Raw genomic sequence first — 23,990 nt, 5'->3', positions numbered from 1 at the left:
CTTTAAATTTATACTCGCATACTTAATTTAAAACATACGTTTAAATTTAATTCGCGCTTGTCTGCAGTATAGAGGTTGCGTCCATCATGCCTATTTGGTTTAAGTGCTTTCGGTTAATTAGCATAATCGCTCTTTTATTTTTGGCGTTTGTGTCGCATGGCGCTCGTAGCGACGAGTTAACGACAGCGACACCACAGAAAATTAACGAGTATGCCGACCTTTTACACAAAGTAATTTACGATTGGAATTATCCTTCCGCTTTGTCGAACGAGGCTATTGAGCAGCAAATTATTAAAAGTGGTGTTCAGCAAGACGAGTCTAGTATAGGGGTCATTTTTCGACATCTAATGGCTTTAAGTACCGCTGAAACAGGAGAGCACGCTCGCGTTCCCGTTTATGTCAAACAACCACTTTTAAATAAGCATTGGGAAGTATTAGAAAAAACAGCACCTAAGACCTACGCCTATACACATGGCTATTATATCTACGTACAGGCAGCGAATGATTACAAAGGTTCTAGTAGACGAGTAGATTCTACCATCCCTGAATTAATTGGACTCAAAGAAAAGCTTCTTCGAATAGGTGATAAAGAAGCAGTTGCCATAGCTAGTATGTGGTTAGCAATGGAGTACTCTGAGTCAGCCCCACTTCGAGCGATAAGCGAAATAGAGTACGCATTACCACACTTGCCCGATGGTTCGGCCAAAAATGCATTAGAAAGCGAACTTGGCATCACTACAGCATTATCATGGCTGTCATCGAAGTATATGGAGCTTAATATACCAAGCAAATCTTATGAATATGTAGCTCAGCTTATCGAAATTAAAGGGAAAAAGGGCACATTAAAGGCTTGGGACTACAGTTACGCAGTTATAGCCCTGCTCAGCCTCAACCAATATTCAAATGCGATGACTCTCGCTGAAGAAGCAAAGTCAATGTCGTTAAACGATACACCTTTACAAGGTTTCATAGCACGTGCGCTTGAACTCGCGGTCTTGATAAAGCAATACGATGGAGAGAATTCGGATCTAATTATTGGATTGGCCAATGAGCTCTCAAACTATCACGTTGATTCAGTTCCAGTCCATTTTGCAGATATCAAACCGTATGCAAAAGCCGTTAGTCTTGCGTTTTCATCAGATACTAAAAATTTCAATTTAGCTATTGATGAGTATAAGAAAGTAATGCAAGAGCAAGAGTCTACCATTACTTTTTCTCGACAAATCGGGTTGAAAAAGTACCCTGCCCTTCGCGACATTTATTACCTTAAAGGCGATATGCAAAAGGCATTTCTCTACGAGAAAAAATACAAAGAAGTACTCATTGCTTACAACACTGAACAATTTAATCTATCAGACAGATTAGAAACGAGTTCGTTGTCAGAAGACATTGAATTAGCACAGTACAAGCAGAGGGAACTGAAGGCGCTTTTAGATGAAAAAGCAGGGCTTACAAACAACCTGGAACAGTTGCAACTCACCATCTTTGCTCTAGTTGTTACCATATTCGGCATATTGGCAATGTGGTTATGGCTAACCAAAAAACAAAATGCATCATCAAGTCAGTTCGATTCTCTGACTGGCGCGCTAACTCGAAGAGCGATGCTGAATAGCTTAAAAAAGGCGCTTAAGAGAGACAGTTCCTCTTGCGTGGCTCTGCTTGATATCGATAACTTTAAGCGGATTAACGAGAAATTTGGTCACGAAGTGGGCGATGAAGTCCTCGCAACATTTAGCCAAACCATTAGAGGCCGAATTAGAAAGTCAGATAAATTATGCCGCTATGGCAACGAAGAGTTTTTAATTTACTTTACAGATTCGAATGAAAGCCACGTCAAACGCGTGTTGGACGAACTAAACCAATCCTTATCCAAACTTACTTTATGGAAGCATACCAATGAACGCTTCGCTGTTTCGTTTTCATCGGGTGTGCTTAAAGTAAATGGTGACGCCAACTTAGATACGGTTATCCAATGTTGTGACAAGCTTCTTCAAACTGCAAAGCAAAAAGGCCATTCCCAAGTAGAAACGTACGCCCTATCAGTTTGCTAAGCTGAAATAAGTGACACTAAAGCGCCTAACCGCCAAACTTTTTTTACATTCAGCCGTATAGAAATCGTGCAAGGTCACTCACTGACGTAGAGAGTCTATGACAGAGGTGTTAGCATGAAAGAAAAAACATAGGGAATTTATATGGCTACAGGCACGATAATCTCGTTAGGTTTGTATTTCGTTGTAATGTTGGGTATTGGTCTTTTCGCTTACCGTCAAACTGACACTAACGTAGAAGGGTACATGCTTGGTGGCCGGCAGTTAGGTCCAGCAGTAACAGCTCTGTCTGCCGGCGCTTCGGATATGAGTGGTTGGATGCTTATGGGCTTGCCCGGCGCTATGTATGTGTCAGGCCTTTCAGCGGGATGGATAGCAGTAGGCTTAACGTTAGGGGCGCTTGCTAACTACATGCTCGTTGCACCACGCTTGCGCGTATACACCGAAGTTGCCAATAACTCCATTACGCTACCTGATTATTTCGAAAATCGTTTTGCAGATAATTCACGCTTGCTGCGCGTTATCGCTTCTGTGGTGATAGTTATCTTTTTTACCCTCTATACCTCATCAGGTGTTGTCGCAGGCGGTAAACTGTTTGAAACCTCGTTTGGCCTTTCCTATGAAATGGGACTGTATGTTACTGCTGGCGTTGTCGTTGCCTATACGTTAGTAGGTGGCTTTATGGCCGTCAGTATGACCGATTTTGTGCAAGGCTGTATTATGTTTGTTTCGCTTGTTATGGTGCCCATTGTGGTCATAAGCGAACTCGGCGGAATTGGTGCGTCCATAGATGCACTAGACAATATTAACCCTGCACTTTTTAATGCCTTCATGGATGCATCAACCAATGAAACACTCACATTCATTGGCATAGTATCATTGATGTCATGGGGCCTAGGCTATTTTGGTCAGCCGCATATAATTGTGCGCTTTATGGCAATTCGATCAGTAAGTGACATTCCCACTGCGCGTAATATTGGAATGAGTTGGATGATAGTGTCGATCATCGGAGCCCTTATGACTGGGCTTTTCGGACTCGCTTATGTTACAGGGAACGGCAACGAAATAGATCCAGAAACGGTCTTTATCTATTTGTCACAAATCCTCTTCCACCCATTAATTGGCGGTTTTCTTCTTGCTGCAATTCTAGCTGCAATCATGAGCACAATCTCTTCGCAACTTTTGGTTACGTCAAGCTCGCTAACCAGCGACTTTTATCAAGCGTTTTTGCATAAGAATGCGTCAGACAAAGAGCTCGTCATCGCTGGCCGGGTAAGCGTTGTTGTTGTAGCACTTGTCGCTATATATCTTGCGTATGATAGAGATAGCACTATTTTAACCCTTGTCAGTAATGCATGGGCGGGGTTTGGTGCAGCTTTCGGACCTTTGGTGTTATTTAGTTTGTTTAAACGAGAAATGACACGCCGTGCAGCACTTGGCGGGATGATAGTCGGTGCAGTAACCGTACTGCTTTGGATTTACCTTCCTGTTGAAATTGGCGGACAAAAATTAGGTGAATGGATGTACGAAATTGTGCCTGGATTCATCCTATCAAGCTTGACGATAATCATATTAAGTAAATCAGGAACACCTAGAGATGGCGTAATCGATACCTTCGATTCATTTCAAGCAAAATTGAATGAACGATAGTAGCGCCTAAGGTAGCAAAAACAAAACCCCGCACAGTTTACTGAGCGGGGTTTTGTTGTTTCTAGGCCTTTAAATGCAATGCTTATGCTTTCACTGTATTACATTTATATTTCTTGGAATAAGATAGCTATTTTAAATAGCTAAATCGCATACTACATTTGAAACTAAATATGCTATCGTTCTATGCAGAAAAATAACCCGCATATAACTTTTTTATATATAACATAAATTCGGACTTCAAAATGACTGCTAGTATCCCGTCTATAACGCATTTGAAACAACTCGAAGCCGAGAGCATTCAAATTTTCCGTGAGGTTGCTGCTGAGTTTGAAAACCCAGTAATGCTGTACTCAGTAGGAAAAGACTCTTCGGTTTTACTTCATTTGGCGCGCAAAGCTTTTGCGCCAGGCAAAATTCCTTTCCCATTGCTTCACGTAGATACAACGTGGAAATTTGGTGAAATGATTAAGTTTCGTGACGAGCAGGCTAAGAAGCATGGTTTCGACCTACTTGTTCACATCAACGAAGAAGGCGTTGAAGCGGGTGTTGGACCTTTTTCTCATGGCTCAGCAAAGCACACTGATATCATGAAAACACAAGCACTTAAGCAAGCATTGAACAAGTATAAGTTTGACGCTGCATTTGGTGGTGCAAGACGTGACGAAGAAAAGTCACGCGCCAAAGAGCGTGTGTATTCATTCCGTGATAGCAACCACCGCTGGGATCCCAAAAACCAACGTCCAGAATTATGGAATATCTATAATTCTCAAGTAAACAAAGGCGAAAGCATTCGTGTGTTCCCAATGTCTAACTGGACTGAGCTTGATATCTGGCAGTATATCTATCTAGAAAACATTGATATTCCTCAACTTTACTTGTCTAAGCCTCGCCCAGTTGTTGAGCGTGACGGTATTTTGATTATGGTTGATGACGACCGCATGCCACTTGAGGAAGGCGAAGTACCAGAAATGCGTTCAGTGCGTTTCCGTACCCTTGGATGTTACCCACTAACGGGTGCTGTAGAGTCAGAAGCAGCAACACTTCCGGAAGTTATTCAAGAGATGCTGCTTACTAAAACTTCAGAGCGTCAAGGACGCGTTATCGACCATGATAGTGCGGGCTCGATGGAGAAGAAGAAAATGGAAGGGTACTTCTAATGGCCACTGACAACGTTGTTTGGCATAAACACGAAGTTAATAAAACCACCCGTTCTGAACAGTTAGGTCAAACACCCCGCGTGTTTTGGCTGACGGGCTTAAGTGGTTCGGGTAAATCAACACTAGCAAATTTACTTGAGAAGAAACTGCACGAACAAAATAAGCATACCTATTTGCTTGATGGCGACAATGTGCGCCACGGTTTGTGTGGCGATTTAGGCTTCAGCGATAAGGATCGCGTAGAAAATATTCGTCGCATCAGCGAAGTAGCCAAGCTTTTTGTCGATTCGGGTACTTTAGTGTTAACCGCATTTATCTCGCCATTTAAAGCAGATCGTGATTTCTGTCGCAATTTGCTTGCCGATGGTGAGTTTGTCGAAGTGTTCGTCGATACCCCGCTAGAGGTTTGTGAAAAGCGTGACCCTAAAGGGCTTTATAAAAAGGCTCGCAGTGGTGAGATCAAAGACTTCACGGGTATTGACTCTGCGTATGAAGCACCAGAGTCGCCTGAGATTCACTTAACCTATCAGAATGAACCCGCAGAGCAAACAGCAGAACGCTTGTATGCTTTGCTTCAAGAAAAGGGATTGGTGTAATGACACAGCCTTTGAATGCACTTACACAAAAAGTGCTTACTATCGCCAAAGAAGCAGGCGACAAAATAATGGCAATTTACGAGAAAGATTTTGCCATTTATGAAAAGCAGGATACTAGCCCGTTAACCGAAGCTGACCTTGCTGCGCACAACGTCATCGTTAACGCGCTTGAAGCTGAGTCTGACTTGCCGATTCTTTCTGAGGAATCAGCCGATATCGCGTGGGATGAGCGCAAAACCTGGTCGTCATATTGGTTGGTTGATCCGCTAGATGGCACCAAAGAGTTTATTAAGAAAAACGGTGAGTTTACGGTCAACATTGCACTTATCGAAAATGGCAAACCGACTATGGGTGTGGTTTATGCGCCTGCATTAAACAAAAGCTATGTAGGTATTGTAGGTGAAGGTGCGTGGACCGAAGTAGATGGCGAATTTACGGCTATCACAGCACGCAAACACGACGGCGCTGAAGTGTGGAAAGTAGTAGGCAGCCGCTCGCACCAGAGCCCTGAAATTCAGAATTTATTGGCACAGCTTGAAGGTGAAACCGAGCTTGTGGCAATGGGTAGTTCACTAAAGCTTTGCTTAGTGGCTGAAGGCGAAGCACACCTTTACCCTCGTTTAGGCCCAACATCTGAGTGGGATACTGGTGCTGCACATGCCGTTGCATTAGCGGCCGGTGCAAACGTAACGGTACTAGACCCTGAAAATCCATTAGATGACAACGCTGACGCTCTTACGTACAACCAAAAAGAGTCTGTGTTAAACCCCTTTTTCCTTGTGAGCGCATAACATGAACAACGAAAACGAATTATTAAGACAGGACATTCTGTCTTACCTAGAGCAGCACGAAAAGAAAGATATGCTACGTTTCCTTACTTGCGGTAGCGTAGACGACGGTAAAAGTACCCTTATCGGTCGCTTACTTCACGATTCGAAGATGATTTACGAAGACCAACTCGCTGCCATCACTAAGGACAGCAAAAAAGTAGGTACTACTGGCGAAAAAGTTGACCTTGCCCTTCTTGTGGACGGTCTTCAGTCTGAGCGTGAGCAAGGTATCACCATCGACGTCGCATACCGTTACTTCTCAACCGACAAGCGAAAATTCATTATCGCTGATACCCCTGGGCACGAGCAGTACACCCGTAACATGGTAACAGGCGCGTCAACGTGCGATCTTGCTATTATTCTTGTTGATGCACGTGGCGGCGTTAAAGTACAAACGAAACGTCACTCGTTCCTCGTTTCTCTTTTGGGCATTAAGCACGTTATTGTTGCTATTAACAAAATGGACTTAATGGACTATTCACAAGAAGTGTACAACCAAATTCAACAAGACTATCTAAAGTTTGCTGAGCAGCTTGATATTCCTGACATTCAGTTTGTGCCGATTTCTGCTCTTGAAGGCGACAACGTAGTAGGTAAGAGCGACAAAACACCTTGGTTTGACGGCATACCGCTCATGGAAATGTTAGAAAACATTGAAATTGGTGAAGACGACAACCATGAAGATTTCCGCTTCCCAGTACAATACGTTAACCGTCCTAACTTAGACTTCCGTGGTTTTGCAGGTACAGTAGTTTCTGGGCAGGTAGCGCCAGGTGATGAAATAACTGCACTTCCTTCTGGCAAGAAATCAAAGGTGAAACAGGTAGTTACCTTTGAAGGTGACCAAGAGCGAGCGTACGTACCACAAGCGGTTACGTTAACGTTAGAAGACGAAATCGATATCTCTCGTGGCGATATGATTGTAAAGTCAGATAACTTGCCTTTGCTCAATACGCAATTTAAAACACACCTAGTATGGATGTCTGAAGAGCCGCTAATGCCCAACAAGCAGTACTTGTTCAAGTTCGCGACTAAATCGACGCCGGGTGTTGTTGCTCACATCGACAACCAAATTGACGTGAATACATTAGAAGAAACTGATGCGATGCACCTTAATCTAAATGAAATTGGTGTAGTTGATGTTAAGTTCACGCAACCCGTTGCATGTGACCCTTACAAGCGCAACCGCCCTACCGGTTCTTTTATCGTTATAGATAGATTGACCAATGGTACTGTAGGTGCAGGCATGATCATCGACGAAATTGCCGGTGACGCACAGCATACATCACCTAATTTTTCTGAGTTCGAACTTGAGTTCAATGCGTTAGTACGTAAACACTTCCCGCACTGGAATTCAGTAGATATCAGTAAATTATAAGTAGGACTGGTTCTATATGGACGTATCCCAGTTCATCGTACTGGCTATTTTTGCCAGTACGATTGGCGCGCTGATTTTTTCTAATCAGCGCCCTTCCACTGTGTTCTCAGGCGCAGTGCTTGGCTTACTGGTAACACAGCAACTATCATTAGACGATGTATTGTTGAATTTGCAGAACAAGGGGCTTATCACCCTTGTTTTATTACTTTTAGTCAGCAGTGCTATTGATAAAACCGCGTTGATAAAACGACTAGGTAGAAAATTGGTTAGCGCCAACTTTACCCAATCATACTGGCGGTTATTTTCACTCACATTTTTATCTTCAGCTTTGCTAAACAATACCGCTATTGTCGCCAGTCTTATTGGCCCAATTAAGCAAAACCAATATCACCCGGCATCGCGCCTGCTTATACCGCTTTCTTATGCGGCTATTTTAGGTGGTACGGTAACGCTTATAGGTACGTCAACCAACCTTATCGTTGATAGTTTTTTACAAGAGCATGGCCATCCTGGCTTCAACTTTTTTGACTTCACATTATACGGTACTGTTGCAGGCCTTAGCTGTGGACTATTGATGTTCTTAATGCTTCCGCTACTTCCTCAAATTGGTAATAAGAACAATGACTACCGAGAGTATATGGTAGAAGCTGAAGTTGAACCAGGTTCAGAGCTTATAGGCAAAACCGTAGAGCAAAACCACCTGCGAAACCTTCCCGAACTGTTCTTGGTTGAAATTGTGAGAAGGGGCAACTTGATATCGCCGGTTGGACCTGATGTGGTTATTCTTGAAAATGACAAACTCATTTTTTCAGGTAATGTTCAAAAGATAGATAACTTGAGTCACATTAAAGGCTTAAGTATGTTTGCTGAGACCGATGGCGTATTACGTGAAAGCCTTACCGAAGTCGTTGTAGCGAATCGCGCTCAAGTTATTGGCCAAACCATTAAAAACCTCGGGTTCAGAGCACTCTTTGATGCCGCCGTTGTGGCCATCCGCCGCGATGGTGAACAGCTCTCTGGTAAGTTAGGAGAGATTAAACTGCAAGCAGGTGATTTTTTATTACTCGCGACAGGGCCAGACTTTGCGACACGACAAAACTTGGGGAAGAACTTCTTCATTTTGTCAGAGCAAAAAATAGCGCGACCGCTTACAAACAAGCAAGAGTGGATAACACTTGGCGGCTTCCTTACTACTGTGGTATTGGCGGCAGCAAATGTTATTTCCCTTGCCATTGGTTTGCTTTTTTTAGCCGCAGTATTGGTAGGTGTTCGCGTTACCTCTAATGGCGAAATGAAACGCAACTTGCCGCTTAACCTTATTGTAGTCATTGTGGGAGCATTGAGTTTAGCAACTGCGCTTGAAAACTCTGGCGTTATTCACGCGTCTACACAAATGCTGATGCCGTTACTTTCAGGGACAGACTGGTTTGTTGCCCTTGCGGTTATTTATTTACTTACGCTCGTTCTCACCGAGTTTGTGACAAATAATGCTGCCGCTGCACTCATGTTTCCTTTTGCCTATGGGATGGTGCAAATACTTGGGGCTCCCCTTATGCCTTTTGCTCTTGCAGTGGCCTTTGCAGCAAGTGCCAGTTTTATATCACCTTTTGGTTACCAAACTAACTTACTCGTTTATAACGCGGCCAACTATAGATATGCGCACTTTATAAAAATGGGGTTACCCATTTCTGTTTTGTACAGTGCCATTGTACTGACATTGTTAAATATGACCTATTTATGAAGTGAGTAAGAAGATTGCATACAAGGGAAGCATAGGCTTCCCTTTTTGTTGATAAGAAAGAGAGGGGGTAAACCATAGGCAGCCAACACGTGCATGCGCTGAAACAGATTATTACAAATTAAGTCATGATTGATGAAGTAGTGCTGTACATAAATTTTTCAGCTAAGTACCCTTATGCTCAAAAGCAAAGCATTGGTTTTTACGCTCATCGGTTAAACCAATGACAAAATAACAACTTTTAAGGAGCAGTGGATGCACACCGTATCAAACCCTTTTCAGGCGTGTAACGATATCTTTTTTAAACCCAATGGCGTATTTAAAGCTGTTGGCGAAAATAACAATTGGAGCTGGATGCCCTTTATTTTAGTAATGGGGATTACGCTTGCGTCGCAGTATCTGTACGTGAGTTTTGTCGATATTGAGTGGTTTGCTAACCTAAATATTGCGGCACAAGGTGACATGAGTCCGGCCGAAGAAGAGCAGATGCGCGCATTTTTTGATCGCGGTACGTTGCTTTGGTCTCAACTTATCGGAGCCTTTCTAGTTCTCATTATTATTAACGCGGTGTATGCGGTTTATTTGAACCTTGCGACCCGCTCAGACGATAGCCACGTATTTGGTTTTACTGACTGGTACGGCTTTTCTTGGTGGTTGTCTATGCCGTATGTTTTAACTGGTTTAATTGGTGTTGCATTACTTATGTTCTCAGGCGATCATCAAGTATCCCCAGCCATCATGGCGCCAACATCACTGAGCTTTTTATTAAGTGTACCTATGGACTCGCCGTGGTTTGCGTTTACTCAGGCTATCCGTTTAGAGCTATTCTGGGGTATTTATCTTGCCATGGTTGGAATTTCACAGTGGACGTCGTTTAGTCGTCAAAAAGCGGCTGTAGTTGCTTGTGCCCCTTACGTTATTATTTACGGTATTTGGATTGCATCACTAATGCTCTTTTAAGCAGTCAAATTGATAAAAAGCCCTTTTAAGGGCTTTTTTTATACCCATAATGGAAGCTGTACAGTCGGTTTAGCATGTTGACGAAGAGGCCGAAAATAGGCCGTATTTTGATAAAACACGCTATCTTGAGAGTGATGCCACCCGGGTACGCCTAGCAGCGGGACAGGTTTCAACAAAGGGGCTAGCTCAAAATCATTAAGCGCTGTAATGCGTGCTACCAGCGAACTGTCAACAGTTTTACGTTGCTGCCACGGGGGCATTTTGCTAAACCCCGCAGGAACTGAAACCGCTAACCATTTTCCTGTTAACCCGATGAATGGGTTTAGCATCATTTCTAAATTCGCATGCCCAAAAACGACAGGGGTGATATTCCGGCGAAATACATCCACATTATCGATAAAAACGGTTTGCCAACGATGATGAGCAAGATCGGTGAGCCACTGTTCAATGCGGTTAGCTTCAATGTTATCAGTAGCTTCAGGTTGTTCTACCGCTAATACAACGCCACATTCATCGAAATGTGTAATACGGTTTCTGCGCGCTGTACGAGGGTTCACTCCGTAGCGTTCAATGTCGTTGATGTGCAACGCATTGAGCCGCTTTTTCGACTCTGGAAACTGCAACCAGATCAACGCATTAAATAAGTCATGCCAGCTATTTTCACGCGTTGGTACAACGTTGTCTTCACTTATAATCGTTTCGTAATATCGCGTATCGTTATTATCAAAGGTACTTTGCCCTTTAAACACTGGGCCACGCCACGAATCATGTACACTTAAAACGATATCGTTGAGTTGCCCCGCGGTGGGAAAGCCAGCGCTATCTAATAGACCGACTTCATCAAGCAAAGCGGTAACGGGCCTACTTGCATGGCTAAGTAAATATGATTTACTAAAGGGGATTAATTCAGATTGCATAACAACTATTGGTTCGCATAAACCTTTTCTCTATACTGAGGACGTATTGTAGAGCAAACAGAGACTAACAATGAAAAAAATGTTTTTGCCATTGCTTGTACCTACCCTACTAGGCGTAAGTGCATGCTCCCCTTCTAACGACACTAGCGTTGACGATAAAAAAGAAATGCCATCAGCGGAATCAAACTTCACGACTGTTTATAACGCTATTTCTGATAACGATATTCGCGAACCGCTAAAAGTATTGGCTTCTGACGAGTTTGAAGGTCGTTTGCCCACAACTGAGGGTGAAAAGAAAACAATAGACTATCTTGTCAATGAGTTTACCCAAGCTGGCCTTAAGCCCGGCAATGGAGATAGCTTCTTACAGAAAGTAGAACTAATGGAGATTACCGCAGACCCGGATATGACCATGACAATTGGTGACAACGCATTTGTTTACAAAGAAGACATGGTCGCATCATCAAAACGAGAAGTTGAAGAGGTTACCCTTCAGAATTCCGAACTTGTTTTTGTTGGCTATGGTGTCAATGCACCAGAGTATGACTGGAATGATTATGAAGGTCTGGACTTAACGGGTAAAACTGCGGTCATCTTGGTTAATGATCCTGGCTTTGAAAATCCAGAAAGCGGTAAGTTTCAAGGTACCACAATGACGTACTACGGTCGCTGGAGCTACAAATATGAAGAAGCTAGCCGTCAAGGTGCCGCAGGTGCAATCATTATTCATGAGACTGCGCCTGCGTCTTATGGCTGGTCAGTAGTGGCAAACAGCTGGAGTGGACCACAATATGGCTTGGTAAGTAAGGATAAAGGCGCAAGCCGTGTCGCGGTAGAAGGTTGGTTAACCCTTGACGCTGCCAAAAAAGTCTTTAACGATGCCGGATTAAACTTCGAAGAAGAAAAAGCAAAGGCAATGCAAGGGCCGTATAACAAAGCAATGGCAATTGAGGCTTCTGTGACGGTTAAAAACACGTTCAAAAAGTCTGAAAGTAACAATGTTATTGCCACGTTACCAGGTAGTGAGTTCCCAGACGAACACGTTATCTACACTGCTCACTGGGACCACCTTGGCAAAGATGACAGCAAAGAAGGTGACCAGATTTATAACGGCGCACATGATAATGCAACGGGTACCGCGGCAATTCTTGCTATGGCCAAGGCCTATGGACAGCTCACACCAGTACCTAAGCGTTCAATATCGTTCTTGGTGGTTACTGCTGAAGAACAAGGTCTTCTTGGTAGTAAGTATTATGCCAGCAACCCTGTTATACCAATCGAAAAAACAGTGGCGAATATCAACATGGATGCCATGAATGTTTTGGGTAAAACCAAAAATGTCGCTGTAGTGGGAATGGGTAAATCAGAGATGGAAGATTATCTGAAAGCAGCGGCAACTAAACAGGGTCGCACATTAACCCAAGAAGATAGACCAGAAGCCGGTTATTACTACCGCTCTGATCACTTCAGCTTTGCCAAACAAGGTGTACCAGCGCTATATGCTGAAGGCGGCAATGAACCTGCCGATGAAGAAACCGCTAAGTATCGCAAACGCATGAATGTCATTGTGACAGGGTGTTACCACCAAGTTTGTGACGAATATCGTGACGACTGGGACTTAAGCGGTATTGTTCAAGATACACAGATGTTATTCGATGTAGGCGTTAATGTGTCCAACGCGCAAGCGTGGCCCACATGGAACCCGGCGAGTGAATTCCAGCGTAAGCACTAAGTAAAAACAGCAAAGGCCCATTAAGGGCCTTTGTCTTTTTGTCCGTTACATCAAAATTGCTTTAAGCTCTTCAGCACCAAAAGTCGCTATTTCAAATGCGATTAATATGATAATTATCCATTCAAGAAATGACGAATGCTTGTGATTTAAGTCATCCGCCAACATTTCAAATAACTCGTGAATAACATCCAGCTTATTCGATAGCACTTCTACTCTTGGTCGAATATCCAAATAGCGCGAAGTCAATGTATAAGCGTATTCATATTCTGGGTATTCCCAGAAAAACTCAGGCGTATCTAATAACCCGTAATGCAAAAAGATATCACTTTTCGTGCTAAATAAATGACCACGAATCTTTGCGAGCGCTCTGCGTCCAAGCTTTATTTTTCCAGTTTCAGCCAATGCATTAGGCAGGTAGCCATACTGGGTGATGGTGTCTTGCGCTTTTTCTTCGTACTCATTTAGTTTAATGGATTGTGCTAAGCCATGACTAATGGAAAGACGAAGAAGTTCGTCGGCGCTTGGCAGTGCAATAAGATCGCGCTGAAGTTTAAGCGTGTCACCATCGATTACGAACCGCAAATGCTCCTGATGCTGCCCCGTCAATACTTCTTCATGCACTTGAAGACGATTCAGTAGAGCCATCTTTTCGTCTTCGTCTACGCCCCAAAAAACAATAACACCGTATTCAAAAAGCCACGCTTCTCCACCAAAGACATCAATTTGCACCGCATCGCGATAACGAGACCCCAAGCTTGCCATCAAATCTTGTGAAATAGTGAAATCAGGAATAATAAAAGCCGACACACGGTCGTTAGAAAATTGCATACCCATTACCAATGAGACTAAAAATCGGCGCGATTATGCGCTTAATTTTCACACTGCGATAGCAAATTCATGCGTTAAAAAAGTAATGGTTACGACGATAAAATTTAGTCAAAGTAGGACAGGCATAACAATAAATTCTCAGTTTGGAATAACTATTTCCATTTTCTCATCATAATGTGCTTGCAATTTCCTGTCAGACTGGCACATTCAAGGCACGCGAATAAACAATAACAACAAATCTTCGCTCACTCGTACGCGAGTACCCGACAGAAAAAGCCTCATTATTTTTTCAACAAGTGAACAGAGAGAATCCGTTTTATGTGTGGTATTTTCGGTATCCTTGATATCAAGACCGATGTGTCTGAACTCAGAACCCAAGCCCTCGATTTATCTAAACTTTTGCGCCACCGTGGCCCTGACTGGTCGGGTATCTGGAATAATGACAATACCATTCTTTGTCACGAAAGACTGGCTATTGTTGATGTTGATACAGGTGCACAGCCTCTTATCAGTCAAAACGACAAACAAATACTTGCCGTTAATGGCGAAATTTATAACCACAAGCAACTGGCTGCGAACCTAGATTCGCCTTACCCGTTTAAGACGCGCTCAGATTGTGAAGTTATTCTTCCTCTCTTTCAGCAAAAAGGCATCGACTTTATTGATGATCTTGAAGGAATGTTCGCGTTTATTCTTTATGATGAAGAACAAGATGCTTATCTGATCGCGCGTGATCATATTGGTATTATTCCGCTTTACACTGGTTACGATGAGCACGGTAACTTCTATGTTTCATCGGAAATGAAAGCGCTAGCGAGCGTGTGTAAAACCATTAGTGAGTTCCCTCCTGGTCATTATCTATGGAGTAAAGAAGGTAAGATCACTAAGTATTACAAGCGTGACTGGATGGAATACGATAACGTCAAAGACAACACAAGTGACTTAGAAGAACTTCGTGTGGCCTTTGAAAAGGCGGTGAAGTCACACATGATGTCTGACGTTCCGTACGCCGTGTTGCTTTCAGGCGGTCTTGACTCGTCACTTGTGTCTGCTGTAGCGGCACAGTATGTCGCCAAACGAGTAGAAGACGAAGATAAAACCGATGCGTGGTGGCCGCGTTTACATAGTTTTGCCGTCGGTCTAGAAGGCGCGCCAGATTTAAAAGCGGCGAAAAAAGTGGCAGACATGATTGGCACCGTTCACCATGAAATCCACTTCACTATTCAAGAGGGATTAGATGCCATCCGCGATGTTATCTACCACCTTGAAACCTATGACACTACGACAATTCGCGCCGCTACGCCAATGTACCTTATGACCCGTAAGATTAAAGCTATGGGTATCAAAATGGTACTGTCAGGTGAAGGCTCTGATGAAATCTTCGGTGGCTATTTGTATTTCCACAAAGCTCCTAACGCCAAAGAGTTCCATGAAGAAACAGTTCGCAAATTAGACCGCTTGCACATGTTTGATTGTGCGCGCGCTAACAAAGCAACGTCAGCATGGGGTGTTGAAGCTCGCGTACCTTTCCTTGATAAAAACTTCATAGATGTTGCTATGCGCCTAAATCCGCAAGACAAAATGTGTCTTGATGGAAAAATGGAAAAATGGATCCTCCGTAAAGCCTTTGATAACGGTGAAACACTTCCAGCGGAAGTACTATGGCGTCAAAAAGAACAGTTTGGTGACGGTGTAGGTTACTCGTGGATTGATTCAATTCGCGACTTTGTAGACAACGAAGTCACTGACCAACAACTTGCGACAGCGGAATTCCGCTTCCCTGTTAACACGCCTGACACTAAAGAAGGTTATTACTATCGCACTATCTTCGAGAGCTACTTCCCTCAAGAAAGTGCTGCGCGATGTGTACCTGGCGGCAAGTCGATTGCGTGTAGTACTGTTGAAGCCCTTGAATGGGATGAGAGCTTTAAGAACAATGCAGACCCTTCAGGTCGTTCGATGAAAGATGTACACGCTGGAGAATCATAACCTAGCACTTACATCAAAAAACGCGGCTACAAGCCGCGTTTTTTTATTACACCACTAACAATCTTTGGCCACGGCTTATTCGACGTCTGTGGGTGTTAGCTCGTCAGGTTGAACAGTATTTTTGTACCACAACCTATTATCATTTAGCGGCGTCTCAACAGGCAAAAGTGGATTTTCAAGGGTAAACACATTGCGTTCTTGCATGTTGAGTCCCTCTAAAATAGGCGAATAAGTCGTTTGAAAAAGTGATTCAAATGAGCCGTCATCAATCGCGCGATTGAGCCCAGTTTCAATAAGTCTTGCTAAGGTTTTATTACTTGAGCTTACAAAGTAGTACATCGCTGTTGGATAATAGAGCGCCATTTTAGGCTCTAAAAAAAGATTATTACGCCTACCCTCTTCTGCCAATTCCGCATCTACTTCTATGACCGAACGCGGGAAAAAATCGCCTTTACCTTGCTTGATCATATCGTATGCTTCTCGAAATTCTGGCACAGTGAAAACATTGAAACCATTGGCTTGCAATATTTTAGTGTCAGGCCATTCTTCACCTTGTACAGGAACGAGCTTGCGAATGTCAGTTAAAGACATAACATCCTCAAACTTAGAAGCTTTGTCTTGGTTTACCACGAAAACGCGTAAACCTATTAGCCCTTTAGCAATTGGAATACGAATAGCGGTAAGGTCTTTTTCACGCTGACTATCCGTCATGCTCCAAACCACATTAACCTCGCGATTTTCTCGCAGTTGACGCATCGCTTTCCCGGTTAAGAGAATTCTATCTGACGGGCGCAATTCATAATTAACGCCCGTTTTATCAAGCGCCAACTTTAGTAACGCGATGGGATACTGCGAGCGTTCGTCCGAATCATCAAGTGGTCGAGGGTATGTAATGGTCCACAATGCGCCACTTGCCTGCGTACTGCTTAGCAACAACGTAATACACGCCAAAACCACCCTAATCATTCTCAAATCCTTTCTCATTGAGCTCACAATGTGCTTGGTAGAAATCGTAAACTAAGACAGTAACTACTCAATGCCAATGTACTTATGTGTTTGTAAAGATAGCCGCCAGTTACGCGCAATACAAGTGCGCACGGCTAGCTCCGTCGCGCGTTTTTGTTGGCTAATGGGTTGTAAGCAAACCTGTTTTCCTTCAAGGCTTGATACTTTTGTAAGCAATGCATCAAGCTCATCAATGTGTTTTTGCATAGCGATAGGATGCTTAATCTCATTGGCACGCTCTAGTGCACTGGTGAGCACATCAAAGCCCCCTTTCATATTTATTTTGGGTGAAACTGTGACATAAGTGCGCTCATCACATAACACCTCAAACGTGCCACTGGTCTCAATTTGCGTGGTGTATCCGTTCTGATGCAATATGTTGGTTAGCGGACGTAAGTCATACATACATGGCTCGCCCCCAGTAATGACTACATGCTTTGCAACGTATCCCTGTTGCTCAAACAATGTCATCAAACTTGCTTCGTTAGATACAAAATACGTTTCAGATTCGCTACTTTTGGCAATGACATCTTCTGGTGAAACACTCAAGTCAGCTTTTATCTCCCACGTGTGCTTAGTATCACACCATGGACACCCTACCGGACATCCTTGTAAGCGGACAAAGATAGATGGTATTCCCGTATATGCACCTTCACCTTGGATAGTTTCGAACATCTCATTGATGTTTAATGTGGACAATACAGACAATTTGACACCCTTTAACGATTGTATGTTGGGATTTTACCAAGGATCACATAAAATTCGGTGATAATTTATCAATTAATCAAAAACTATGTCTGAAAACGTTGTTGTTATTTATTCAGGAGGCATGGACTCCTACACGGTTTTGCACAAAGCGCTGCGCGCGGGCAAAAAAGTACACGCTTTAAGTTTTAACTACGGACAGCGTCACAAGAAAGAACTCGACTACGCCGCCGCAGTTTGTCGCTCGCTTGACGTTCCGCATAAAATTGTCGATATCAGCGCCATCAATACCTTGATTGGTGGTTCTGCGCTGACATCTGACATAGACGTTCCCGAAGGGCACTATGAAGAACCCAGCATGAAGCAAACCGTCGTGCCTAATCGCAACATGATCCTGTTGTCATTGGCTGTTGGCTACGCAGTAAGTCTTGATGCAAACGAAGTTTACTACGGCGCACACTCAGGCGATCACGCGATTTACCCTGACTGTCGTCCTGAATTCGTTCATAGAATGAATGATGTATGTGGCATAGCCAACTACACACCTGTAAAAATTATGACGCCTTACATCGATGACAGCAAAACAGCAATTTTGACCGATGGCTTAAAAATGGGGCTAGATTACTCGCAAACCTGGACCTGCTACAACGGTCGTGAAAAAGCGTGTGGCAAATGCGGCGCGTGTGAGGAACGCTTAGAAGCGTTTAGCGAAAACAATGCAACAGACCCACTAGAGTACGAATAAATCCTGTAAAAATAGCGAAATTGAATAATAAGTAGCCACAACGTTGGCTACTTAATTCCTAAATTTGTGTAACGCGAACCTACAATTAATTCGAGTTTATAATTCGTGGGTTATACTTGCGATAGAGCCTGCCGCTTAAATATACAATAACAACAGATAGAAACGCGCAGACCCCCAACGCTCCCCCCATGCCATTTAATAGCGGGAGTATTACAGCACTCAGTACACCAAAAACTGATGCAGCCAATGTCACTCCCAACCACGATAATTTGGCACTTGAACTCATACCAACAAAGCTTCCACCGAAAAACAGCGCACCAAACGCATTGGCTGTACTACTGTCGAAAACGACCCAAAACACGGTATAGGTGACTAATGTTGCCAAGGTACTCGCTCGAATAGCACCAATAAATGGCACTAACGATAATGCAAACGTACTTAGCCCTCCCGCAACGGCGATAGCTATTGTGGTCAACATTTAAAGTATCAGCCCTTTTACTAACACAACGCTTGCCACAGCGGTAAATGCTATGGCCCCAAGTTTCCCCCCAATGCCCACAAACACGTTGCGCAGCAAGGTGTAAATAAGAGCACCAACTAGGCTTACAGTGATGATTTCACTTTGTGTTTGAATAATATCCTGTGAGCACATTCCCGCAAACGCACCAGCATAAACAGCGGCTTGCGGATGGCGCTTAAAGCGTGAGGTATAAGGAATAAAGCTGCCCAATAGCCCAACAGTTGCGGCACTGACTACAACAGGCACAGCAAACGCGTGATGAAGTATGAAACAACCGTAGAAACCAGCATAAAACGTTATAAGTTTACTAATGTAAAACAACCCAAGGGTTTTCACGTCGTATCCCTCAAACAAAAAAGCCTCGCAAGTTGCAAGGCTGTAGTGTGCATACCAATAGCAGAGCTTATCGATAAGGTTTTATTTCTGGCTTTCAGAAATAAAGTAGCTCAACTCTTTTATACAATGGCGCAGTACTGGGTTAAGGCGCGTATTTTTGCCATTCATCACAAATAATTCATGGCTAAAATTAAACAAACTTCCCTTTGCAATGGGAACAAGTCCTAGCGCAGCACCTTGCTCTTTTGCCATATAGTCTGGTAACAACCCAACATATTCACCAGTCATAATGGCTGACATCGCAGCATCATATGAATCGGAAAACGTTTGAATAGACAAACGAGATTCGTCTTCAATGTAATTTGCCGAAGACAAACCTGAAATGCCAATAGCAGGGTAATCTTCTATTTTTACGTTATCAGGCAGGTCTGTGTCACGGTATTTCGCTAACGGATGCGTTGGTGCACAGTACAAGCGGCCAGGTGTTTTCAAGCCAATAGGATGGAAGGTTACTGACTCTGGCTTGACCATATCGTAAGTAGATACGACCAAGTGACATTCACCCGACAAGGCAACATGCTCAACCTCATTGTATAACCGAGTTTGAATATTCACGTGAATATCATCAAACTTCTTCATGGTACTTTTGACCGCTTTACTCACTGCTAAATGCATAGAAAGCGGAAGGCCTGCCATAAGTACTAACGTAATATGGCCTGAATAGTCGTCGTGTAGCGATTTAAGATTGAAAACAAAATTGTCGAAAGCGTTAAATATGCGTTTGGTTTCTTGGAAAACCACTTCGCCTTCTTTAGTCATTTGAAATCCACCACGACCTCGGTGGCACAGGACCAAATCTAAACGTTCTTCTAATTTTTTGATTGCTGCACTAATATTTGGGCGTTGCATACGCAACACTGGCTCTGCCGCAGTAAATCCGTTGCAGCTCGCTACAGCGTAGAAAACACGCAATAGCTTTATATCTGATTCCTGAAGACGATTAAGCATATTTAGCACCTGTTTATAGGTATAGTTATCGATACTCAAACTAGCACTATATGAAACTAGCCGTGCTATTACAACGACAAATTACTGCTTTTTATCTCAAAATTGTAGACTTACTCACGCATTGGTCAAATTTTGTGTTATCGCGCCATATACTAAAGTTGTAAATAAACGAAAGCCTCCTGTGAGTCACCGGAGGCTTTCGTATTTTCAAATGCAATAGCAAATAAATAACATCGCTATGAAAGCGTCACCACTTGCTTACGCAGTGTTTCAATATCATCTCTTAACGACGCCGCTTTCTCGAACTCAAGCTCCCTCGCATATTCGAACATTTGTTTTTCTAGCTCAGCTATCTGATCCATAATTTCGGTGGCACTTGCCGCTTTTTGCTGTTTCTTCTTCTCTTCAACTTTACGCAATTTCACCTTGCCAGAAGCCGGGTGTGCACTATCGCCTAAGTCCATAATATCAGTGATGGGCTTGTTAAGGCGCATCGGCGTTATATTGTTTGCCTTATTGTGCGCAATTTGTTTTTCTCTGCGTCGGTCAGTTTCGTCCATGGCTTTTTTCATCGACTTTGTAATAGAATCAGCATACAAAATCGCCTTTCCGTTCACATGTCGAGCAGCACGGCCTATTGTCTGTATAAGTGAGCGCTCAGCACGCAAAAAACCTTCTTTGTCAGCATCTAAAATTGCCACGAGGGACACCTCTGGCATATCTAAACCTTCTCGAAGTAAGTTAATACCTACTAACACATCAAATTTACCAAGCCTCAAATCTCTAATGATTTCGATTCGTTCTACAGTATCGATATCCGAATGTAAGTATCGCACTTTGACGCCGTGCTCATTTAAGTATTCACTTAAATCTTCAGCCATACGTTTGGTCAACGTAGTTATCAGTACCCTTTCATCTAGTTCAACGCGTTTTTGGATTTCTGAAAGCACATCATCAACCTGTGTAGCAACAGGTCTAACTTCGATAATGGGATCAAGTAGTCCGGTAGGACGTACCACCTGTTCCACAATTTCTCCATCAGTCTTTTTCAGCTCATAGTCACCAGGGGTTGCAGATACATAAATGGTTTGGGGACAAATCTGCTCAAACTCTTCAAATTTTAGCGGTCGATTATCCAGCGCTGAAGGCAATCTGAAGCCAAACTCCACCAGTGTTTCTTTGCGTGACCGGTCTCCGCGATACATGGCGCCTATTTGCGATACGGTCACATGAGACTCATCAATGAACATCAAGCCATCTGCAGGAAAATAATCAAGAAGCGTTGGTGGTGGTTCACCAGGCGCACGGCCTGACAAATAGCGTGAATAATTTTCGATTCCGGAACAGTATCCCAGCTCCATCATCATTTCGATATCAAACTGCGTGCGTTGAGAAATACGCTGTTCTTCTATGAGCTTATTGGCTTCTTGTAACTGCTTTTTACGCTCACCAAGCTCATCTTTAATATGCTCAATAGCATTTAGGATCTTCTCACGTGGTGTCACGTAATGGGTTTTAGGGAATACCGTTGCGCGAATAACTGATTTATCTACAGCCCCTGTAAGCGGATCGAATAGGCTTATTTTATCGATTTCATCATCGAATAATTCAACCCTTACCGCCTGCTTTTCAGAATCCGCAGGGAATATATCTATTACATCGCCACGCACACGGAACGTACCTCGCTCAAAGGCCAAATCGTTACGCTTATACTGTAATTCAGCAAGACGCCTGAGAATATCACGCTGATCCATCGTGTCGCCTTGGCGAAGATGAAGAAGCATTTTCATGTACGATTCTGGGTCGCCCAAGCCATAAATGGCTGAGACACTGGCGACAATAACAACGTCGCGCCTTTCCATTAGTGCTTTTGTCGCAGAAAGACGCATTTGCTCGATGTGATCGTTTATCGATGCATCTTTTTCAATAAACGTATCAGTGCTTGGAACATAGGCTTCAGGCTGGTAATAGTCGTAGTACGACACAAAATATTCGACCGCATTGTTGGGAAAGAACTCTTTCATTTCACCATACAACTGCGCGGCTAGGGTTTTATTGTGCGCCAAAATAAGGGTTGGACGCTGAACTTCATTGATAACGTTGGCCATGGTAAAAGTTTTACCTGACCCCGTAACACCCAGCAACGTCTGCCCGGCCAAACCGCTATCTAACCCATCTACAAGGGCCTCTATAGCTGCGGGCTGATCACCAGCAGGTTTATACTTCGAATGTAGTTCGAATCCTCTACTCATCTAAACAACCTTATTTAAAACCGCATTATCGGACTCAAACTGCGCAATCGCGCGTTTAAATACAACAAACGAAATACTTGCCATAACGATATTGGCGATAATATTACCTGCAAAAAGGCCTTTTAAACCGAAAAGCATGCTACCCACAATGCTGATGGGTACGAAAAAAACAAAAAGTCGGATGACACTAAGTACCAACGCTGTCATGGGACGGTGCATCGCGTTTAATGATGAATTCGTTAGAATGATGATGCCTTGCATGCCATAACCTAGGGGTACAATCATTAAGAAAAGCTGAATAAGTACACTGACTTCTGCTTCATTAGCAAATGCCACGGCTATCCAGCTCGACATGGACCACATAACAAGAAAGATAATTAACTGCCAAACAAGCACAAACTTAAGGGTTAAAGAGTACGCCTTTTTCACGCGTTCAACTTGCATCGCGCCAACATTCTGACTGATAAAAGGAGGCAATGTCATGGACAAGGCCAACACAACAATACTGGCAATAGATTCCATTCGATTTCCCACGCCCCATGCCGCGACAGCTTCTGCACCATAGCCGGCAACTACTGCTGTCATTACACCACCAGCCACTGGCGTGAGCATGTTAGCGCCTGCTGCAGGAAGACCAATTTTTAAAATTTCTCTACTACTTTCCCTTAATTCACCAATGGTGAGTAGTCGTGGCAACATAAGCTTTCTGCGCACCGCGAGGATATAGAGAATCCACATCGCACCTACCACCCAAGCAATAAAGGTAGCTAATGCTGCGCCTTTTATTCCCATTGCGGGAATAGGACCTAAACCAAAAATAAAGATGGGGTCGAGTAATGCGTTTAGTCCACCACCTGCAGCCATCACTATACTTGGCGTGCGTGTGTCACCGCACGCTCTAAGTACGCTATTACCTACCATTGGCATTGCAAGGAATATACTCGACAAATACCACAGCCCCATATAGTCAGAGATATAAGGCATCAATCGTTCAGAGGCGTTGAGAAGCTTAAATACAGGCTCGATTGAAACGAAACCAATTATAGCAAGCGTGCCCACCAATAGTACCGAAAGCATGAGTGAACCGGATGCATACAGCTGCGACTTTTCGAGTGCTTTACTTCCTTGTAATTTCCCAATAATTGCTGATGTTCCAATGCCCAAACCTATATTTAAGCTAATAACCGTAAAGGTCACTGGAAACGTAAAACTTATCGCCGCGAGAGGGTCAGTGCCCAATAAACTAACAAAGAAAGTATCAATAAGGCCAAAGCTCATCATCATAACCATGCCTAAAATCATGGGTATTGTCATTCGTTTAAGCGTTGCGCCAATATCTCCTTGAAGTAAATCAGAAGCGTGTTTTTGTGTAGTACTTTTATTCACTTAAGCCTCAGCGTTGTATGCGGCATGAAAAATGGAGAATAGCAAAGTGTAAAAGAGTGCACCTCAATTGGCTATGTGTATTCGATAAACTAAACAATGGATGAGGGCACTGGTTAGCATTATCGCTTATGCGACAAAGAGTTTTCTACAAAAACCAAGAATAAGCCTGCTTTACTATGAACACTGCATAAAGCGATGTTTTTACGCTGC

The 23,990-nt window shown here is 43.4% G+C and carries 20 protein-coding genes; 11 read left to right on the top strand and 9 right to left on the bottom strand.

The genetic code is table 11. The features are described from left to right. The first annotated feature begins 149 nt into the window (after window positions 1-149). The 8 genes from OZ660_RS06155 to OZ660_RS06120 all read left to right on the top strand — a co-directional run bounded on the left by OZ660_RS06155 (window position 150) and on the right by OZ660_RS06120 (window position 10,357). Window positions 150-2,051 carry a GGDEF domain-containing protein gene (locus OZ660_RS06155; RefSeq protein WP_274742901.1) on the top strand — a complete coding sequence of 634 codons (1,902 nt, stop codon included), beginning with the start codon at window positions 150-152 and terminating at the stop codon, window positions 2,049-2,051. Window positions 2,052-2,192: 141 nt separating this feature from the next. After that, window positions 2,193-3,698, top strand: a complete 1,506-nt coding sequence (gene putP, locus OZ660_RS06150; protein WP_202264457.1) for a sodium/proline symporter PutP — start codon at window positions 2,193-2,195, stop codon at window positions 3,696-3,698. 242 nt (window positions 3,699-3,940) lie between these two features. Beyond that, window positions 3,941-4,855 carry a sulfate adenylyltransferase subunit CysD gene (cysD, locus tag OZ660_RS06145; RefSeq protein ID WP_159623177.1) on the top strand — a complete coding sequence of 305 codons (915 nt, stop codon included), beginning with the start codon at window positions 3,941-3,943 and terminating at the stop codon, window positions 4,853-4,855. Next, complete coding sequence (gene cysC / locus OZ660_RS06140; protein WP_274742900.1) at window positions 4,855-5,451, top strand: adenylyl-sulfate kinase; 597 nt, start codon at window positions 4,855-4,857, stop codon at window positions 5,449-5,451. Before cysD ends, cysC begins: the two co-directional genes overlap by 1 nt. After that, a complete protein-coding gene (gene cysQ / locus OZ660_RS06135; protein ID WP_159623181.1) occupies window positions 5,451-6,242 on the top strand; it encodes a 3'(2'),5'-bisphosphate nucleotidase CysQ in 792 nt (263 codons plus the stop codon). The genes cysC and cysQ overlap by 1 nt, the downstream gene beginning before the upstream one ends. 1 nt (window position 6,243) lies before the next feature. Beyond that, window positions 6,244-7,659 (top strand): sulfate adenylyltransferase subunit CysN, encoded by a 1,416-nt coding sequence (gene cysN / locus OZ660_RS06130; protein ID WP_274742899.1) that lies wholly within the window; start codon window positions 6,244-6,246, stop codon window positions 7,657-7,659. A 16-nt stretch (window positions 7,660-7,675) separates the two neighbouring features. Further along, entirely contained in the window at window positions 7,676-9,400 is a 1,725-nt protein-coding gene (locus OZ660_RS06125; protein ID WP_202264449.1) for an SLC13 family permease, read from the top strand. Window positions 9,401-9,652: 252 nt separating this feature from the next. Beyond that, window positions 9,653-10,357 carry a YIP1 family protein gene (locus tag OZ660_RS06120; protein WP_274742898.1) on the top strand — a complete coding sequence of 235 codons (705 nt, stop codon included), beginning with the start codon at window positions 9,653-9,655 and terminating at the stop codon, window positions 10,355-10,357. Between the two features lie 38 nt (window positions 10,358-10,395). On the opposite strand, the gene OZ660_RS06115 is transcribed toward OZ660_RS06120, so the two are convergent. Beyond that, a complete protein-coding gene (locus tag OZ660_RS06115; protein WP_274742897.1) occupies window positions 10,396-11,274 on the bottom strand; it encodes a DUF3025 domain-containing protein in 879 nt (292 codons plus the stop codon). A gap of 70 nt (window positions 11,275-11,344) precedes the next feature. Here OZ660_RS06115 and OZ660_RS06110 point away from each other — a divergent pair, with 70 nt between their 5' ends. Next, a complete protein-coding gene (locus OZ660_RS06110; protein WP_274742896.1) occupies window positions 11,345-13,006 on the top strand; it encodes a M28 family metallopeptidase in 1,662 nt (553 codons plus the stop codon). A 45-nt stretch (window positions 13,007-13,051) separates the two neighbouring features. Here OZ660_RS06110 and OZ660_RS06105 read toward each other — a convergent pair whose 3' ends face one another. Further along, the gene (locus OZ660_RS06105) at window positions 13,052-13,834 is read right to left on the bottom strand and encodes an RMD1 family protein (RefSeq protein WP_202264441.1); all 783 of its coding nucleotides are present in this window, start codon (window positions 13,832-13,834) and stop codon (window positions 13,052-13,054) included. A 318-nt stretch (window positions 13,835-14,152) separates the two neighbouring features. Here OZ660_RS06105 and asnB point away from each other — a divergent pair, with 318 nt between their 5' ends. Continuing rightward, complete coding sequence (gene asnB / locus OZ660_RS06100) at window positions 14,153-15,823, top strand: asparagine synthase B (protein ID WP_202264439.1); 1,671 nt, start codon at window positions 14,153-14,155, stop codon at window positions 15,821-15,823. A 75-nt stretch (window positions 15,824-15,898) separates the two neighbouring features. Here asnB and OZ660_RS06095 read toward each other — a convergent pair whose 3' ends face one another. Next, window positions 15,899-16,789 carry an amino acid ABC transporter substrate-binding protein gene (locus tag OZ660_RS06095; protein WP_274742895.1) on the bottom strand — a complete coding sequence of 297 codons (891 nt, stop codon included), beginning with the start codon at window positions 16,787-16,789 and terminating at the stop codon, window positions 15,899-15,901. 63 nt (window positions 16,790-16,852) lie between these two features. Continuing rightward, window positions 16,853-17,527, bottom strand: coding sequence for a 7-carboxy-7-deazaguanine synthase QueE (gene queE / locus OZ660_RS06090; protein WP_202265935.1), 675 nt, complete (start codon window positions 17,525-17,527; stop codon window positions 16,853-16,855). Between the two features lie 94 nt (window positions 17,528-17,621). On the opposite strand from queE, the gene queC reads away from it, so the two are divergent. After that, entirely contained in the window at window positions 17,622-18,278 is a 657-nt protein-coding gene (queC, locus tag OZ660_RS06085; protein WP_159623198.1) for a 7-cyano-7-deazaguanine synthase QueC, read from the top strand. 85 nt (window positions 18,279-18,363) lie between these two features. On the opposite strand, the gene OZ660_RS06080 is transcribed toward queC, so the two are convergent. The 5 genes from OZ660_RS06080 to OZ660_RS06060 form a co-directional block, all read right to left on the bottom strand. Continuing rightward, complete coding sequence (locus OZ660_RS06080; protein WP_274742894.1) at window positions 18,364-18,756, bottom strand: hypothetical protein; 393 nt, start codon at window positions 18,754-18,756, stop codon at window positions 18,364-18,366. Beyond that, a complete protein-coding gene (locus OZ660_RS06075; protein ID WP_274742893.1) occupies window positions 18,757-19,134 on the bottom strand; it encodes a hypothetical protein in 378 nt (125 codons plus the stop codon). Between the two features lie 81 nt (window positions 19,135-19,215). Continuing rightward, window positions 19,216-20,142 (bottom strand): LysR family transcriptional regulator, encoded by a 927-nt coding sequence (locus OZ660_RS06070; RefSeq protein WP_202264433.1) that lies wholly within the window; start codon window positions 20,140-20,142, stop codon window positions 19,216-19,218. A 236-nt stretch (window positions 20,143-20,378) separates the two neighbouring features. Further along, window positions 20,379-22,394, bottom strand: a complete 2,016-nt coding sequence (gene uvrB, locus OZ660_RS06065; RefSeq protein WP_274742892.1) for an excinuclease ABC subunit UvrB — start codon at window positions 22,392-22,394, stop codon at window positions 20,379-20,381. Next, entirely contained in the window at window positions 22,395-23,708 is a 1,314-nt protein-coding gene (locus OZ660_RS06060; protein ID WP_446698971.1) for an MATE family efflux transporter, read from the bottom strand. Window positions 23,709-23,990: the final 282 nt, after the last annotated feature.

Origin of the sequence: Alteromonas sp. 009811495 (assembly GCF_028865455.1) — a bacterium.
Classification (GTDB): Bacteria; Pseudomonadota; Gammaproteobacteria; order Enterobacterales; family Alteromonadaceae; genus Alteromonas.
Note: the sequence above shows the minus strand (reverse complement) of the source record. Positions and strands in the feature narration are given on the sequence as shown.

Coding starts and splice junctions, on each gene's coding strand:
- putP (WP_202264457.1), top strand. CDS start 2,193: ATGGCTACAGGCACGATAATCTCGTTAGGTTTGTATTTCGTTGTAATG.
- cysD (WP_159623177.1), top strand. CDS start 3,941: ATGACTGCTAGTATCCCGTCTATAACGCATTTGAAACAACTCGAAGCC.
- cysC (WP_274742900.1), top strand. CDS start 4,855: ATGGCCACTGACAACGTTGTTTGGCATAAACACGAAGTTAATAAAACC.
- cysQ (WP_159623181.1), top strand. CDS start 5,451: ATGACACAGCCTTTGAATGCACTTACACAAAAAGTGCTTACTATCGCC.
- cysN (WP_274742899.1), top strand. CDS start 6,244: ATGAACAACGAAAACGAATTATTAAGACAGGACATTCTGTCTTACCTA.
- OZ660_RS06125 (WP_202264449.1), top strand. CDS start 7,676: ATGGACGTATCCCAGTTCATCGTACTGGCTATTTTTGCCAGTACGATT.
- OZ660_RS06120 (WP_274742898.1), top strand. CDS start 9,653: ATGCACACCGTATCAAACCCTTTTCAGGCGTGTAACGATATCTTTTTT.
- OZ660_RS06115 (WP_274742897.1), bottom strand. CDS start 11,274: ATGCAATCTGAATTAATCCCCTTTAGTAAATCATATTTACTTAGCCAT.
- OZ660_RS06110 (WP_274742896.1), top strand. CDS start 11,345: ATGAAAAAAATGTTTTTGCCATTGCTTGTACCTACCCTACTAGGCGTA.
- OZ660_RS06105 (WP_202264441.1), bottom strand. CDS start 13,834: ATGCAATTTTCTAACGACCGTGTGTCGGCTTTTATTATTCCTGATTTC.
- asnB (WP_202264439.1), top strand. CDS start 14,153: ATGTGTGGTATTTTCGGTATCCTTGATATCAAGACCGATGTGTCTGAA.
- OZ660_RS06095 (WP_274742895.1), bottom strand. CDS start 16,789: ATGATTAGGGTGGTTTTGGCGTGTATTACGTTGTTGCTAAGCAGTACG.
- queC (WP_159623198.1), top strand. CDS start 17,622: ATGTCTGAAAACGTTGTTGTTATTTATTCAGGAGGCATGGACTCCTAC.
- OZ660_RS06080 (WP_274742894.1), bottom strand. CDS start 18,756: ATGTTGACCACAATAGCTATCGCCGTTGCGGGAGGGCTAAGTACGTTT.
- OZ660_RS06070 (WP_202264433.1), bottom strand. CDS start 20,142: ATGCTTAATCGTCTTCAGGAATCAGATATAAAGCTATTGCGTGTTTTC.
- uvrB (WP_274742892.1), bottom strand. CDS start 22,394: ATGAGTAGAGGATTCGAACTACATTCGAAGTATAAACCTGCTGGTGAT.
- OZ660_RS06060 (WP_446698971.1), bottom strand. CDS start 23,708: ATGACAATACCCATGATTTTAGGCATGGTTATGATGATGAGCTTTGGC.